This window comes from Streptomyces sp. NPDC050535 (genome assembly GCF_044457665.1).
In the GTDB taxonomy this organism is placed as follows: Bacteria; Actinomycetota; Actinomycetes; order Streptomycetales; family Streptomycetaceae; genus Streptomyces.
Genome location: NZ_JBITHE010000008.1, coordinates 298,638 through 314,051 on the forward strand (window position 1 = coordinate 298,638; position 15,414 = coordinate 314,051).

Consider the following 15,414-nt stretch of genomic DNA (forward strand, 5'->3'; position numbering starts at 1 on the left):
CTCGCAGCAACATCGAAGCGCTTCGACTGACGGGATCGCCGCCTGGGGCGCGCAGTCCTTCGAGGACCGTTTCAGCTCAGCCAGTTCCACTCAAGACACCGCAGCCGACGGCCCTACCGCCGGGTGTCCTGGTGCGCCATGAAGGGTTGACGCAATGACGCCGAACTCCGCCACCTCCGCTCCGAGCCGGAGAAGCTTCCTCGCCTCCACGGCGGTCGCCGCCGCCGCGGTGGCGGGCGGGATGCCGCTGCTGACCGCCTGCGGCGGCTCCGGCGGCGGCTCCAAGGACGGCACGACCTCGGGCAAGGACGCGCAGAAGATCCTCCCCACCTTCGTGGCGCAGAGCGTGGTGACGCCGGACATCCCGTCGAAGAACGGCTCCTCCCTCGGCTTCACCGGCAAGCTCGTCCTCGGCGACCTGAAGACCTCGGTGCCCCAGAAGCTCGGCAAGGGCGGCACCATCAAGATCATGTCGCCGTTCTGGGGCTCGCCCCCCAAGGGGAACAACCCCTACTACTCGGCGATGAACGAGAAGATCGGCGCCGACGTCGTCTGGCAGAACCAGGACGGCAACACCTACGACGAGAAGCTGGGCGCGGTCCTCGCCTCCAGCGACATGCCGGACGTCGTCGTCATCCCGAGCTGGAACATGGGCGGCAAGATACCCAGCGCCATCATCAGCAAGATGGCCGACCTGGGCCCCTACCTCTCCGGCGACAAGGTCAAGGACTACCCGAACCTCGCGGCGATCCCGACCGACGCCTGGCAGCGCTCGATCTTCGGCGGCAAGCTGCGCGGCCTGCCGATGCCCTCCTCGTACGTGCCGAACATCGTGCCGTACTACCGCAAGGACATCTTCGACGCGAAGGGATACCAACTCCCCACAACGGCAGACGAGTTCCTCGCCCTGGCCAAGGAGATCACCAATGCCAAGGCGAAGGTGTGGGCCTGCGACGACCTGAAGTGGACCGCCTTCAACATGTTCGGCGTCCTGTCCGGCAGCGAGAAGCCGCTCGGCTGGAACCTCGTCGACGGCAAGCTGGTCTGCCGCGTCGAGACCGACGAGTACCTCGAAGCACTCGAGTGGACACGGAAGTTGTACGACGCGGGAGTCGTCCACCCCGACGCCAAGGCGCAGAACCAGGGCGACTCCGGGCTGCGCTTCACGTCCGGCGAGGTGCTGTTCTTCAACAACGACATCTCGACCTGGTGGGGCAAGAGCGCCGAACAGGCCACCCAGAACAAGGAATTCCGCATCGGCGGCATGGACATCATCGGCCATGACGGCGGCGACCCCACGCTGTGGGCCGGATCGCCGGCCGGCATCTTCGCCTTCGTCAACCGGAAGGCGTCGAAGGCCGCGGTCCACGACATCCTGGCCGCCGCCAACGTCACCGCCGCCCCGTACGGCACCGAGGAGTACATGCTCACCAACTACGGGGTCGAGGGCACGCATTACACCGTCAAGGACGGCACGCCCACCAAGAACGACAAGGGCAACCAGGAGGTCGTCAACGCCTTCGTGATGCTCGCGAGCCCCGCCTCGACCATCGCGCACCCCGACTTCCCGGACATCGCGAAGGAACAGGTCGAGTGGCAGCAGCGGATGGGCGCCTTCACCAAGAAGTCCTCCTTCTACGGCCTCCAGATCACCGAGCCGGCCCGCTACACCAACCTCTCCAACGACTTCGAGCAGCTCGAGGACGACATCGTCCGCGGCCGCAAGAAGATCGGCGACATGCAGCAGGCGGTCGCGGACTGGAAGAGCCAGGGCGGCGACGGACTGCGCGACTGGTACAAGAAGCTGCTCGACGACAACGGTTCGGCGCAGGGGTGACGAGGTGGCACACAGCACCACACCGGGCGCCGCCGAGGGCACGGCGTCGGCCTCGGTCCCGTCCGCGGCCTCGACTTCGGTGACGGACGCCGCCGGCGGTGATCCGTCGTCCGCCGGACGCACCGAGACCCCGGCCGTCGAGCCCGCGGCCGACTCCAAGTCCGCGCCGGAATCCCGGACTTCCAGGGCATCCAAGGCGTCCAGGGCGTCGAAGTCCACGAAGGCTTCAACAGGTGGCACCTTCAGGAACCGTTTCAAGCGGGACCGCACACTGATCCTGATGACCCTGCCGGCCGTCCTGCTGGTCCTGGTCTTCAACTACATACCGATCCTGGGCAACGTCGTCGCCTTCCAGGAGTACGACCCCTACATCAGCGACAACGGCTTCATCGCCGTCTTCGAGAGCCCCTGGATCGGCCTGGAGCAGTTCAACCGGCTCTTCGAGGACTCGGCGTTCTGGGACGCCGTCCAGAACACGCTCGTCCTGTTCTCCCTCCAACTGGTGCTCTTCTTCCCCATCCCGATCCTGCTCGCGCTGCTCATCAACAGCGTGATCAGGCCCCGGGTACGGGCGGTGTCCCAGGCGATCCTCTACCTGCCGCACTTCTTCTCCTGGGTACTGGTCATCACCGTCTTCCAGCAGATCTTCGGCGGCGCCGGCATCATCGCGCAGACCCTGCGACAGCACGGGTACGAGGGCTTCGACCTGATGACAGACCCGGGGATCTTCAAGTTCCTGGTGACGTCCGAGGGCGTCTGGAAGGACGCGGGCTGGGGCATCATCGTCTTCCTCGCGGCGCTGGCCTCGGTGAGCCCCGACCTGTACGAGGCCGCGGCGATGGACGGGGCCGGGCGGTGGCGCCGGATGTGGCACGTCACGCTGCCCGCACTGCGCCCGGTGATCGCCCTCCTCCTGGTGCTGCGCGTCGGTGACGCCCTCACGGTCGGCTTCGAACAGATCCTGCTGCAACGGGACGCGGTCGGACCGGGCGCGGCGGAGGTCCTCGACACCTATGTGTGGTGGAACGGCGTCCGCAACCAGGACTTCAGCTACGCCGCCGCGGCGGGCCTGATCAAGGGCGTGGTCAGCCTCGGTCTTGTCCTCGCGGCGAACAAGGTGGCCCATCTCATGGGCGAGCAGGGGGTGTACAAGAAGTGAGTGCCATGACCACGGAGTCCTCCGCGGCCTCCGTCTCCGACGTACGGCCACCGAAGGCACCCGGTCGCTGGGCGGCCCCGCGGAGGCCCGTCTGGGAGGAGGAGCCCAGCAGGGCCGGGCTCGCGGGCAAGGGCATCGTCCTGGCCGGCGCCTGCCTCGCCGTCGTGTTCCCGCTGTGGATCGTCGTCGTCACCAGCCTGTCCTCGAAACAGGCGATCACCGAGGCCGGCGGGCTGGTGGTGATCCCCAAGGGCCTCACCTTCATCGCCTACCAGGAACTGCTGAGCGGCGGCCAGGTCACCCGGGCCACCCTCGTCAGCCTGGGTGTCACCCTCGTCGGCACGCTGTTCTCGATGACGGTGTCCATCCTCGCGGCGTACGGGCTCTCCCGCATCGGGTCGGTCGGGCACCGCTGGTTCCTGATGACCCTGCTGGCGACGATGTTCTTCGGCGCCGGCCTCATCCCCACGTATCTGCTGGTGCAGGCGCTGGGTCTGACGGACACCTATCTGGCGCTGATCCTGCCGAGCGCGATCAGCGTCTTCAACATCCTGGTGCTGCGCGGGTTCTTCATGGGGATCTCGCCGGAGCTCACCGACAGCGCGCGGATCGACGGTGCCGGCGACTGGCGGATCCTCTGGACGATCGTGATGCCGCTCTCCCGCGCGGTCATCGCGGTGATCACGCTCTTCTACGCCGTCGGCTACTGGAGCGCCTGGTTCAACGCGTCGATCTATCTGAGCGACCAGGACATGATGCCGTTGCAGAACGTCATGATCCAGCTCGTCCAGAAGCAGGAGCCGCCGGTCGGCATGGGCCAGGCCATCAAGACCGGCCAACTGTCCGCGCTCGCCGTGCAGATGGCGGTCATGGTGCTTGCGCTGCTGCCCGTCGCCTTCCTCTCGCCCTTCGTCCAGCGGCACTTCAAGAAGGGCATGCTCACCGGAGCCGTGAAGGGCTGACGCGCGTCAGCCCTCCATCTCCGGTCCCCCTGACGCCGCTGCGGTCGACCTGCTCCTGTCGGCGGTCGGCCGTGGCGGCCCCCAACGGTTCGCACCGCGGGGTGCGCCGTAGCGCCGGACCGTCCTTCGGCCGCGGGTCCGGTTGTGGCCGGTCGCGCAGCTCCCGCGCCCCCGGAGGGACGCTCCCCACACCCCTACTTTCCTAACGAGGTATGTCATGCGCACGCCCCGCCCGAGCAGACGAGCCGTCCTTGCCGGAAGCGCCGCCGCGGCCGCGCTCACCGCCGTTCCCGCGCTCGGGAGCCGGGCCGTCGCTGCCGAAGGCGCCGCGTACCGCTGGCGCAACGTCGTCATCGGCGGGACCGGCTTCGTCACCGGCGTCCTCTTCCATCCCGCCGTACGCGGACTCGCCTACGCCCGCACCGACATCGGCGGCGCCTACCGCTGGGACGACCGCGCCGCCCGCTGGACCCCGCTCACGGACCACCTCGGCTGGGACGACTGGAACCTCCTCGGTGTGGAGGCCCTCGCGGTCGACCCCGCGCACCCCGGCCGGCTCTACGCCGCGCTCGGCACGTACGCCCAGTCGTGGGCGGGCAACGGCGCGGTGCTGCGCTCCGAGGATCGCGGCGCCACCTGGACCCGTACCGATCTGCCCGTGAAACTCGGCGCCAACGAGGACGGACGCGGCACCGGTGAACGCCTCCTGGTCGACCCGCGCGACAGCGACACCCTGTGGCTGGGCACCCGGCACGACGGGCTGCTGAGGTCGACCGACCGGGGCGCGACCTGGGCAGCCGTCAGTGGCTTCCCGGCGACGGCGAACCCGTCCGGGCAGGGCATCACCTTCCTCGTCGCGGCCGGACGCGCCGTCTACGCGGGCTGGGGTGACGGCGACGGCACCTCCGGCACGGCGAACCTGTACCGCACGGCCGACGGCACGACCTGGCAGGCCGTACCCGGTCAGTCCTCCGGCACCGCCGCTAAGGTCCCGGTCCGCGCGGCCTACGACACGCACACCCGCGAGCTCTACGTGACCTACGCCAACGCCCCCGGCCCCAACGGCCAGTCGGACGGCAGCGTGCACAAGCTGCGCACCACCAGCGGCAAGTGGACAGACGTGACCCCCGTCGGACCGGGCGGCACGAGGCCGGACGGGTCGGTGGACACCTTCGGCTACGGAGGGATCGCCGTCGACGCCCGCCGCGCGGGCACCGTCGTCGTCTCCACCAACAACCGCTGGGCGGACGTCGACACACTGTTCCGGACCACCGACGGCGGCCGCACCTGGACGTCCCTCAAGGACGCGGCGGTATTCGACGTATCGGAGACTCCCTTCCTCAACTGGGGCGGTGTCAAGCCGAAGTTCGGCTGGTGGATCCAGGCCCTCGCGGTCGACCCGTACGACTCCAAGCACGTCGTGTACGGGACCGGCGCGACCCTCTACGGCACCCGTGACCTCAGGCACTGGGCGCCGCGGATCCGCGGCCTGGAGGAGACGGCCGTGCGCCAGCTGATCTCGCCCCCGGCCGGGGAGGCACACCTGATCAGCGGACTCGGGGACATCGGCGTGATGTACCACGAGCGGCTCACGGCGTCTCCGTCGCGCGGCATGGCGACGAACCCCGTGTTCGGGTCGGCGACGGGACTCGCGCAGGCCGCGGCCAGGCCGGCGTACGTCGTCCGGGCGGGCTGGGGCGACAACGGCAACGGCGCACACTCCGGTGACGGAGGCCGGACCTGGGCGCCCTTCGCGGCCCAGCCCGACATCGCCAAGGACGCACCGGGGCCGATCGCCACCAACGCCGACGGCAGCACCCTGCTCTGGTCCTTCGTGCACTGGGACGGCACGAAGTACCCGGCTCACCGCTCGGCGGACAACGGCACGACCTGGTCCGAGATCTCCTCCTTCCCGAAGGGCGCCACGCCGGTCGCCGACCCGGCCGACCCGACGCTCTTCTACGCGTACGACACCGACACAGGAACGCTGTACGTCAGCACCGACAGTGGCCTCTCGTTCACGGCCCGTGCGACCGGGCTGCCCGCGGGGGACAGTCAGTTCAAGGTGGTCGCGGCCCCCGGGCGCTCCGGTGACCTGTGGCTCTCGGCCAAGTGGAACGGCCTCTACCGCTCCACCGACGGCGGTGTCACCTTCACCAAGGTCGCCGGCTGCTGGGCCTCGTACACCCTCGGCTTCGGCAGGGCGGCCCCCGGCGCCGGCTACCCGGCGATCTACCAGGTCGGCTCCACCGAAACGATCACCGCCGTCCTCCGTTCCGACGACGAGGCGAGGACCTGGGTGCGGATCAACGACGACGCCCACCAGTGGGGATGGACCGGCGAGGTGATCGTCGGCGACCCGCGCGTCCACGGCCGCGTGTACCTCGCCACCAACGGCCGCGGAATCCAGTACGGGGAGCCCTCCTGATGCCACAGCTCGGTGACGCCACCCGTGGCCGCATCCTCTTCGGCGGTGACTACAACCCCGAGCAGTGGCCCGAGGAGACCTGGCACGAGGACGTACGCCTCATGAAGGAGGCGGGCGTCAACTCCGTCACCCTCGGCGTCTTCTCCTGGGCGAAGCTCGAACCACGCCCGGGCGTTCGGGAGTTCGGCTGGCTCGACCGCCTGATGGACCTGATGCACGAGAACGGCGTCGGTGTCGTCCTGGCCACCCCGACCTCCGCACCCCCGCCCTGGATGGGCCGCCTCCACCCCGAGACGCTGCCCCGCGACGAGGACGGCCGCACCGAGTGGTGGGGCTCCCGCCAGCACTTCTCGCACTCCAGCGCCACCTACCGCCGCTATGCCGCCGCCATCACCGAGGACCTGGCCGCCCGGTACGGCGGTCACCCCGCCCTCACCATGTGGCACATCAACAACGAGTACTGCACGTTCGACTACGGCGACGAGGCGGCCGCCACCTTCCGCCGCTGGCTCCAGGACAGGTACGAAACGGTCGAGGCGCTCAACAAGGCCTGGGGAACAGCCTTCTGGAGCCAGGGCTACGACGGCTGGCACGAGATACTCCCGCCGCGCCACGCCCACTACATGAAGAACCCGACGCACGTTCTCGACTTCAGGCGCTTCACCTCCGACATGCTCCTGGAGTGCTACCTCGCCGAACGCGACATCGTCCGCCGCCACACCCCGGACATTCCCGTGACCAGCAACTTCATGCCGATGTGGGTGGGGCAGGACGCCTGGCGGTGGGCCGCCGAGGAGGACGTCGTCTCCGTCGACATCTATCCCGACCCGCGCGACCCCCTCGGCGCCCAGAGCGCCGCGCTCGTCCAGGACATGACGCGCTCCCAGGCGGCAGGCGGCCCCTGGATGCTCATGGAGCAAGCCGCGGGCCCGGTCAACTGGCGCGGCGTCAACCACCCCAAACCGCGCGGCCTCAACCGCCTCTGGTCCCTCCAGGCCGTGGCGCGCGGCGCCGACGCCGTCTGCTACTTCCAGTGGCGTCAGTCCCGGCAGGGCGCGGAGAAGTTCCACTCGGGGATGGTCAGTCACGCGGGGGAGCGGGGCCGCACCTTCCAGGAGATCAGGCAGCTCGGCGCCGAACTCGCCCAAATCGGCAGCGAGGTGACGGACAGTCGGATCGTGCAGGACATCGCGATCCTGCACGACTGGAACTCCTGGTGGGCCGGCGCCCAGGACGGCCGTCTCTCCTCGGAGGTCGACTACCCCCAGGTCCTGCGCGCCTGGCACCGCGCCCTCTGGGAGGCCAACCTCACCACCGGCTTCGCCCACCCCGAGCACGACCTCTCCGCGTACAGGCTCGTCGTCGTACCGCAGCTCTACCTGCTCACGGACGCGGCGATCGACAACCTGATCGCGTACGTACGGGGAGGGGGCACCCTCGTCTGCGGATTCCTGACCGGCGTCGCCGACGAGGACGACCGGGTGCGACCGGGCGGCATGGACGAGCGGCTGCGGGAGCTGTTCGGCATCCGCACTCTGCACGAGTGGTGGCCGCTGGACGCGGGGGACACGGTCGAGTGCGAAGGCTTCCGCGGGACGCTCTGGTCGGAGGAGATCGAGGCCGAGGACGCCGTGACCGAGGCCGTCTACAAGGGCGGCGAACTGGACGGGCTGCCGGCCGTACTCCGCAAGGGCAACGCCCGGTACCTGTCCACGCTCCCCGAACCGCCCGCGCTGCGCGCCCTGTTGGCGGACGTGGCGGACTGTGCGGGCGTCCGTCCGGTGCTCGACGCGATCCCCGCGGGAGTTGAGGCAGTACGCCGCGGGGAGCTGCTCTTCCTGCTCAACCACGGGCGGGACGAGGTGACGGTCGAGGTGCCTGGCACCCACCGTGACCTGCTCACCGGCCGCCCCGTCACCGGTTCCGTACGCCTGGAACGCCACGGAGTGGCGGTGCTCGCGCCATGACCAGGCTCGAGGCGACAGGCGCCCCTGACTCCGGTCCCGTGCACGGCACTTGGGAACCCGAGCCCGCCGCGCGCTGGGAGGACGCCTTCCTGAGCGGCAACGGGACACACGGAGCCATGGTGTTCGGCGACCCGGACGACGACCGGGTCATCGTCAACCATCACGCCCTGGTCCGCCCGAACGGCAACGAGGACGCCCGCCCTCCCGAACTCGCCGGCCAACTCCGCGAGGTGCAGGACCGGTTGCTGGCCGGCGATGTCGCCGCCGGGGAGGACTTCACCGACGGACGGCCGCTGCTGTGGGTGCGGCCCTTCCACCCCGCCTTCCAGGTGCGGTTGCGCCGGCCGGCGGCGAAGCGGGGCTCCTACCGGCGGGAGGTCGACTTCACCACCGGCGTGGTCGGCGCCGACTGCGACGGCTGGCGCAGCGAGGTCTTCGTCTCCCGCGCCGACGACGTCATCGTCCAGTACGTGACCGGGGCCGACCTCACCGTGGACGTGACCCTGGACCACCGATTGCCCGGTCTGCCCAATGACGTGATGGCGGGACACAGTTCGGTCCTCACGCCTGAGGGCGCGCTGCTCACCCTGCGTGCCCGCTATCCGGGCAGCGAACTGGCGTACACGGGCGTCACCATCGCCGTGGTCACCGGCGGGCGGACCCGGACCGCCCTTCCCGGCCTGCGGGTCGAGGGCGCCCGCTCGGTGCTCCTGCTCACGCGGGTACGACGGCACACCGGCGAACTGGACGTGCTTGCCGAGGTCCGCGAGCTGCGGGCGCTGCTGACGGACGCCGACGCCGGTGCCGACTCCGGACCAGGCTCCGGCGCCGGCTCAGGCACCAGCGCGCGGACCGGCCCAGGCGCCGCCGCACACGCCGGATCAGGCCCAGGCATCGGCGCGAGCACCGGCTCAGGCGCCGCACACACCGGCTCAGGCGCCGCACACACCGGCTCAGGCGCCGCACACACCGGCCCAGGCCCAGGCACCGTCCCCGACGCGGCTCTCGACCCCAGGTTCAACGCAACCAGCGGCTCCGGCCCCGGCACAGGCCTCGGTCCCGGATTAGATCCCGCCCCTCCCACCGCCCCCGGTCCCAGTCCCGGACTAGACCCCAGCCTCATTCCAGGCCCCGTCCCCGCCCCCAACTCCGCCAACGCCAACGGCAACGCCAAAAACGCATACGCCCGCCTCCAAGCCCGCCACACCGCCCTCCACCGCTCCGCCTACCTCCGAGTCGGCTTCGAGCTCGACGCCGACGCGGCCGAACGCGCGCTCCCCGGCTCCGAGTTGCTGCGCCGCCCCGGAAGTCCCGCCCTCCTGGAGCGACTCCTCGCGGCAGGGCGCTACCACCTCCTGTCGGCCTCCGGAACGCGGCCGCCGCGCCTGACCGGCCTGTGGACCGGTGACTGGGACACCGCGTGGTCCGGGGCGTTCACCACCGACGCCAACCTCAACCTCCAGACGGCTTCGGCCGCCGCGGCAGGACTCCCGGAGGTCACCGAGGCTCATGCCACCCTGGTGCAGGGCCAGTTGCCAGACTGGCGGGACAACGCACGGGCGATCTTCGGCGCCCGCGGTGTCGTCGCCCCCGCGCACACCGACGGCGAGTCCGGGCACATCTACCACCTCAGCCGCGAGTACCCCCTGCATGTGTGGACCGCCGGCGCCGACTGGCTGCTGAAACCGCTCGTGGACCACGACGAGACCCGTGGCACGCGGGACCCACGACTGGCCGCCGCGCTCGCCGAAGTCGCCACCTTCTACGAGGACTTCCTCACCCGCACCGACGAACACGGCCGACTCGTCGTCGTCCCCTCGTACTCACCGGAGAACCGCCCCGCCAACGCGAGCTGGGTCACCCTCAACGCCGCCATGGACCTCTCCGCGGCCCGCCACGCGCTGCGCACGGCCGCCGACTACCACCCGGGCCCGGACGCCGAACGCTGGCGCGCGCTCGCCGACCGGCTGCCGCCGCACCGCGTCAACGCCGAGGGCGCGCTGGCCGAATGGGCCTGGCCCGGCCTCGACGACACCTACGACCACCGGCACCTCAGCCACCTGTACGGCGTCTGGCCGCTCGACGAGATCAATCCCTACGACTCCCCGGAACTGGCCGAGGCGGCCCGTCGCGCCCTCGAACTGCGCGGCGCCGAGAACGACTCGGCGCACGGTCACCTCCACCACGCCCTGCTGGCGGCCCGGCTGCGCGACACCGACCGTGTGACGGCGGCTCTCGGCAAGGTGCTGGCGGGGGACTTCTTCCACGTGTCCCTCATGAGCGGCCACTACCCGAACCGCCACGTCTACAACGCGGACGCCGCCCACACGCTCCCCGCCCTCCTCATCGAGGCACTGATCCAGTCCACTCCCGGGCGGCTGGTCCTCTTCCCGGCGCTCCCCACGGCGTACCCGACCGGCCGACTGCACGGCATCCGGACCCGGTTCGGCGCCGAGGTCGACCTGACCTGGAGCCCCCGGGAGCGCACGGCCGTCATCCGCCCCGCCCGCACCCTGCGCATCGATCTCAGGACTTCCACCGGAGCGCGACCGCTCTCCCTGCGCGCCGGAGAAGACTGCGTCCTCACCTCGGGGCCGCAGTAGCAGCAGCCGCAATTCCCCCCACCCATGGAAGGGACACCATGGCACATCGCACACTGAAAAGGATCAGCAAGGCCCTCGCGGCCCCCGCACTCGCGCTCGGCGTCACCGTCGGAGTCGCCGCCGCCCCCGCCCAGGCCGCCGTCTGGAGCTCCTGCGACCAGTGGGGCAACACCTCGCTGAACGGCTACACCCTCTACAACAACATCTGGGGATCCGGAGCCGGCTCCCAGTGCATCTGGGCCAACTCCGGGACCAACTGGGGGGTTTGGGCCAACCACCCCAACACCGGAGGCATCAAGTCGTACCCCAACTCCAAGAAGGTGATCAACAAGACGATCACCTCGCTCGGTTCGCTCTCCAGCAGCTACAACGTCACGGTCCCGTCCGCCGGCGCGTACAACACGTCGTACGACATCTGGGACACCGACTACGACTACGAGATCATGCTCTGGGTCAACTACAACGGAGCCGTCGGCCCGCTCGGCACCTCGCAGGGCAATGTGACGCTGGGCGGCCACACCTGGACCGTCTACAAGGGCAACAACGGCGCGAACGAGGTCTTCTCGTTCCTGCGCACCTCGGACTCGTCCTCCGGCACCGTCAACATCCTGCCGATCCTCAAGTGGATCAAGGACACCAAGGGCTGGTTCGGCAACGAGACCATCGGAGACGTCCAGTTCGGCTACGAGGTCACGTCCTCGTCCGGCGGCCTGGACTTCACCACCAACAACCTGACGGTCAGCAGTAGTTGATCCGCGCGTGAGAGTGCGGCCGGTCCCGTCGAGGGGCCGGCCGCACTTTCCCTGTTCACTCCGCCACAGGCAGCCGCGCTCCGTCCCGCAGGAACAGCGGTATGCGGTCCAGCGGGGCGTCGACGGTGACGGTCGCACCCCCCTCGTACGTCTCACCCGTCCACGCGTCCGTCCAGCGCGCGCCCGCCGGAAGGTAGGCCGTACGGTCCGTCGCGCCCGCCGTGAGCACCGGCGCGACCAGCAGATCCGGGCCGAACAGATACGCGTCGTCCACCGACCAGGCGGCCGGGTCGTCCGGGAACTCCAGGAACAGCGGGCGCATCACGGGCAGCCCCTCCTCGTGAGCCTCCCGCATGACGTCCAGGACGTACGGCTTCAGGCGCTCACGCAGCCGCAGGTACTTCTCCAGGATGGCCCCGGCCTCCTCGCCGTAGGACCAGACCTCGTTCGGGCCGCCGGTCATGTCGGGGCCGAGTGCCATGCCCGGATCGCGGAAACCGTGCAGGCGCATCAGCGGGGACAGCGCGCCGAACTGGAACCAGCGGACCATGACCTCGCGGAACTCCGGATCGTCCGGGTCGCCGCCGTGGAAGCCGCCGATGTCGGTGTTCCACCAGGGGATGCCGGAGAGTGCGGTGTTGAGGCCGGCCGCGATCTGGCGGCGCAGGGTCGCGAAGTCCGTGCCGATGTCACCGGACCACAGGGCGGCGCCGTAGCGCTGACTGCCCGCCCACGCCGAGCGGTTGAGGGAGACGATCTCGGTCTCACCGGCGGCGAGCAGGCCCTCGTGGAAGACGCGCGCGTTCTCCCGCGGGTAGAGGTTGCCCACCTCGAGGCCGGGGCCCGCGTAGTAGCGCAGGTTCTCCGAGAAGCCCGGCTTCAGCTCCGGCTCGCAGGCGTCCAGCCAGAAGGCCGTGATGCCGTACGGGTCGAGGTAGTTGGCCTTCACGCGGGACCACAGGAAGTCGCGGGCCTCCGGGTTGGTCGCGTCGTAGAAGGCGACCTGGACGGTGGAGGCCACCTCCTTGTCGGGCCAGTCGGCGTGCGCCATGGGGCCGTACTGCGTGCCGATGAAGTAGCCGCGCTGCTCCATGAGCTGGTGGTTCTCGGAGAGCGGGGACACCGACGGCCAGACGGACACGACCAGTTTGACGCCCATCGCGGCGAGCTCCTCCTGCATCGCCGCCGGGTCGGGCCACTCGGTCAGGTCGAACTTCCAGTCACCCAGGTGCGTCCAGTGGAAGAAGTCGCAGACGATGACCGACAGGGGCAGCCCGCGGCGCTTGTACTCCCTTGCCACGGCGAGGAGTTCGTCCTGCGTGCGGTAGCGCAGTTTGCACTGCCAGAAGCCGGCCGCCCACTCGGGGAGCATCGGTGTACGGCCGGTCGCGGCGCTGTAGCGGCGCTGCCCGTCGGCCGGGGTCCCCGCGGTGATCCAGTAGTCGAGCTGACGGGCCGAGTCGGCGACCCAGCGTGTGCCGTTGCCCGCCAGCTCGACGCGGCCGATGGCGGGGGAGTTCCACAGCAGGGTGTAGCCCCGGCTGGAGGTGAGTACCGGGATGGTCACCTCGGCGTTGCGCTGCACCAGGTCGAGGACGGCGCCCTTCTGGTCGAACAGCCCGTGCTGGTGCTGGCCGAGCCCGTACAGCTTCTCGTCCTCGTACGCGGCGAACCGCTGCTCCAGCCGGTGGTGGCCGTTGCCGGTCGGGGTGTAGAGGCGCGAGCCGGGCCACCAGAAGTGGGCGCGTTCCTCGGCCAGCAGTTCGGAGCCGTCGGAGGTGCGGACGAAGCGGATGAGCCCTTCCGCGGACATCAGGACGGTCAGCGCGCCGACCGTCAACTGTGCCTCCCCCGCCTCGGTCTTGACCGTGCTCTCGGTGGCCGGCGGCTCGTCGAGCAACGCGCCCGGGAGGCCTTCGAGGACCGGTCCGCCGAGCCGTGCGCGGACCCGGACCGCGTCCGGACCCCAGGGCTCGACGCGCACGGTCTCCGTGCGGCCGCTCCACTCCAGCGCACCGTCCCGTTCGCGGAAGGTGCCGACGGTGGGGGAGGACTGCGCGAGGCTGACCTGGGGCTGTGTTTCGGCAGGCAGATTCACTGGGGGTGCTCCTGGGAGAAGGAGTGGCTGCGACAGACCCGGCCCGCGACGGACGCGTGCCGGGAAAGAAGGGGCTGCCCCGTGGGGCCGCCTGAGGTGGCCGGCCGCCGGGGAGGCGACCGGCCGGGGTCCTGGGCTGATGGGCCCAGGTGTGCGTGAGCGGATGGGCTCAGGGGTGCCTGAGCGGGTGGCGGGGGGACCCGAGCCGGTGGCGCGGGTACTCGTACTCGAACGGGTGGGCTCAGCCCGCGCCCGGCGCCGGCCCCGTGCTCGCCCGCACCGTCAACTCCGGCGCGATCAGTACGACTTCGTCCTTGCCGTGCCCGTCGAGCTTGGCGATCAGTTGTTCCACGGCGTGCCGGCCCATCTCCTGGGCGGGGATGGCGACCGAGGTCAGCCGCACCGAGGCCTGGGTCGCGACCTGGTCCGGGCAGATCGCGATCACCGACACGTCCTCGGGGACGGCGCGGCCCTGCCGGCGCAGCAGCGCGAGCAACGGCTCGACCGCGGACTCGTTCTGCACGACGAAGCCGGTGGTGCCCGGGCGCTCGTCGAAGATGCGGGCGAGGGTCAGGGACATCGCGTCGAAGCCGCCCTCGCAGGGGCGGTGCAGTACGCGCAGGCCCAACTCCCGCGAGCGGGAACGCAGTCCGTCGAGTGTGCGCTCGGCGAATCCCGTGTGCCGCTCGTAGACCGCGGGCGCCTCGCCGATGACAGCGATGTCACGGTGGCCGAGAAGCGCCAGGTGTTCGGCGCACAGACCGCCCGTCGCGCCGAAGTCGAGGTCGACGCAGGTCAGTCCGGAGGTGTCGGCGGGCAGGCCGATGAGCACCGAGGGCTGGTCCGTGTCGCGCAGCAACGGCATCCGCTCGTCGTCGAGTTCGACGTCCATCAGGATCATCGCGTCGGCGAGCCCGCTGCCGGTGACCCGGCGTACCGCGTCGGGACCCTCCTCGCCGGTGAGCAGCAGCACGTCGTACCCGTGGGTGCGGGCATTGGTCGCCACCGCGATGGCGATCTCCATCATCACCGGCACGTACATGTCCGTACGGAGCGGGATCATCAGCGCGATGATGTTGGACCGGCTGCTCGCCAGGGCCCGGGCACCCGCGTTCGGGTGGTAGCCCAGCTCCTGGATGCTCTGTTCGACCCGTTGCCGGGTGCCCACGGAGATGGACCGCTTGCCGCTGAGGACATAGCTCACCGTGCTCGCCGAGACTCCGGCGTGCTGGGCGACCTCGGCGAGGGTGACCATCCAGCTCTCCCAGCATTGTGTGAAGCGCTTCGACAGTGCGCGTTGCGGATAACGGCGAGTGAGGGTGGCTCGACAGTAGCCCGATGGATGTTGGGTGTCCATAGGTTGTCGAAGCGCTTCGACACCTTTTCGCCTACCGATCTCGATCCGACCGTCCTCCGTAAGGATCCCCGATGCAATACCGCCGCGAGTGCGTTGGGCCGAACGCTGCGCGAGGACTGGTGGGGTCATCCGGAATCAGGTAAATACGATCGAGTAGAACCGATCGGTAACGTGCGCCCGGCGATCGATGAAAGCGCTCAAGATCGATGAAATGGGTACACAGGATCGGAGTCCCAAGCGTACGAGACCGG

Annotated in this window: 9 protein-coding genes; 7 read left to right on the forward strand and 2 right to left on the reverse strand. The window is 70.0% G+C overall.

Features of this window, described 5'->3' with window-relative positions:
* Nucleotides 1-154 precede the first annotated feature (154 nt).
* The 7 genes from ACIBLC_RS20580 to ACIBLC_RS20610 all read left to right on the forward strand — a co-directional run bounded on the left by ACIBLC_RS20580 (nt 155) and on the right by ACIBLC_RS20610 (nt 11,708).
* Nucleotides 155-1,837 carry an extracellular solute-binding protein gene (locus ACIBLC_RS20580; protein ID WP_399212446.1) on the forward strand — a complete coding sequence of 561 codons (1,683 nt, stop codon included), beginning with the start codon at nt 155-157 and terminating at the stop codon, nt 1,835-1,837.
* Nucleotides 1,838-1,841: 4 nt separating this feature from the next.
* Nucleotides 1,842-2,996 carry an ABC transporter permease gene (locus tag ACIBLC_RS20585; protein WP_399212447.1) on the forward strand — a complete coding sequence of 385 codons (1,155 nt, stop codon included), beginning with the start codon at nt 1,842-1,844 and terminating at the stop codon, nt 2,994-2,996.
* A gap of 5 nt (nt 2,997-3,001) precedes the next feature.
* A complete protein-coding gene (locus ACIBLC_RS20590; RefSeq protein ID WP_399212448.1) occupies nt 3,002-3,958 on the forward strand; it encodes a carbohydrate ABC transporter permease in 957 nt (318 codons plus the stop codon).
* A 217-nt stretch (nt 3,959-4,175) separates the two neighbouring features.
* Nucleotides 4,176-6,386, forward strand: coding sequence for a WD40/YVTN/BNR-like repeat-containing protein (locus ACIBLC_RS20595; RefSeq protein WP_399212449.1), 2,211 nt, complete (start codon nt 4,176-4,178; stop codon nt 6,384-6,386).
* A complete protein-coding gene (locus ACIBLC_RS20600) occupies nt 6,386-8,353 on the forward strand; it encodes a beta-galactosidase (protein ID WP_399212451.1) in 1,968 nt (655 codons plus the stop codon). The genes ACIBLC_RS20595 and ACIBLC_RS20600 overlap by 1 nt, the downstream gene beginning before the upstream one ends.
* Complete coding sequence (locus tag ACIBLC_RS20605) at nt 8,350-10,956, forward strand: glycosyl hydrolase family 95 catalytic domain-containing protein (protein ID WP_399212452.1); 2,607 nt, start codon at nt 8,350-8,352, stop codon at nt 10,954-10,956. Before ACIBLC_RS20600 ends, ACIBLC_RS20605 begins: the two co-directional genes overlap by 4 nt.
* Nucleotides 10,957-10,994: 38 nt before the next feature.
* Complete coding sequence (locus tag ACIBLC_RS20610; RefSeq protein WP_399212453.1) at nt 10,995-11,708, forward strand: hypothetical protein; 714 nt, start codon at nt 10,995-10,997, stop codon at nt 11,706-11,708.
* 55 nt (nt 11,709-11,763) lie between these two features.
* Here the strand turns inward: ACIBLC_RS20610 and ACIBLC_RS20615 are convergent, their stop codons facing one another.
* Both ACIBLC_RS20615 and ACIBLC_RS20620 read right to left on the reverse strand, forming a co-directional pair.
* Nucleotides 11,764-13,806: a TIM-barrel domain-containing protein gene (locus ACIBLC_RS20615; protein WP_399212454.1), complete on the reverse strand. Its 2,043-nt coding sequence runs from the start codon at nt 13,804-13,806 to the stop codon at nt 11,764-11,766.
* Nucleotides 13,807-14,047: 241 nt separating this feature from the next.
* A complete protein-coding gene (locus ACIBLC_RS20620) occupies nt 14,048-15,061 on the reverse strand; it encodes a LacI family DNA-binding transcriptional regulator (protein ID WP_399212456.1) in 1,014 nt (337 codons plus the stop codon).
* Between the last annotated feature and the right edge of the window lie 353 nt (nt 15,062-15,414).

Excerpts from the sequence above, each read along its gene's own strand:
- ACIBLC_RS20580 (WP_399212446.1), top strand. The coding sequence starts at position 155 with ATGACGCCGAACTCCGCCACCTCCGCTCCGAGCCGGAGAAGCTTCCTC.
- ACIBLC_RS20590 (WP_399212448.1), top strand. The coding sequence starts at position 3,002 with ATGACCACGGAGTCCTCCGCGGCCTCCGTCTCCGACGTACGGCCACCG.
- ACIBLC_RS20595 (WP_399212449.1), top strand. The coding sequence starts at position 4,176 with ATGCGCACGCCCCGCCCGAGCAGACGAGCCGTCCTTGCCGGAAGCGCC.
- ACIBLC_RS20600 (WP_399212451.1), top strand. The coding sequence starts at position 6,386 with ATGCCACAGCTCGGTGACGCCACCCGTGGCCGCATCCTCTTCGGCGGT.
- ACIBLC_RS20605 (WP_399212452.1), top strand. The coding sequence starts at position 8,350 with ATGACCAGGCTCGAGGCGACAGGCGCCCCTGACTCCGGTCCCGTGCAC.
- ACIBLC_RS20610 (WP_399212453.1), top strand. The coding sequence starts at position 10,995 with ATGGCACATCGCACACTGAAAAGGATCAGCAAGGCCCTCGCGGCCCCC.
- ACIBLC_RS20620 (WP_399212456.1), bottom strand. The coding sequence starts at position 15,061 with ATGGTCACCCTCGCCGAGGTCGCCCAGCACGCCGGAGTCTCGGCGAGC.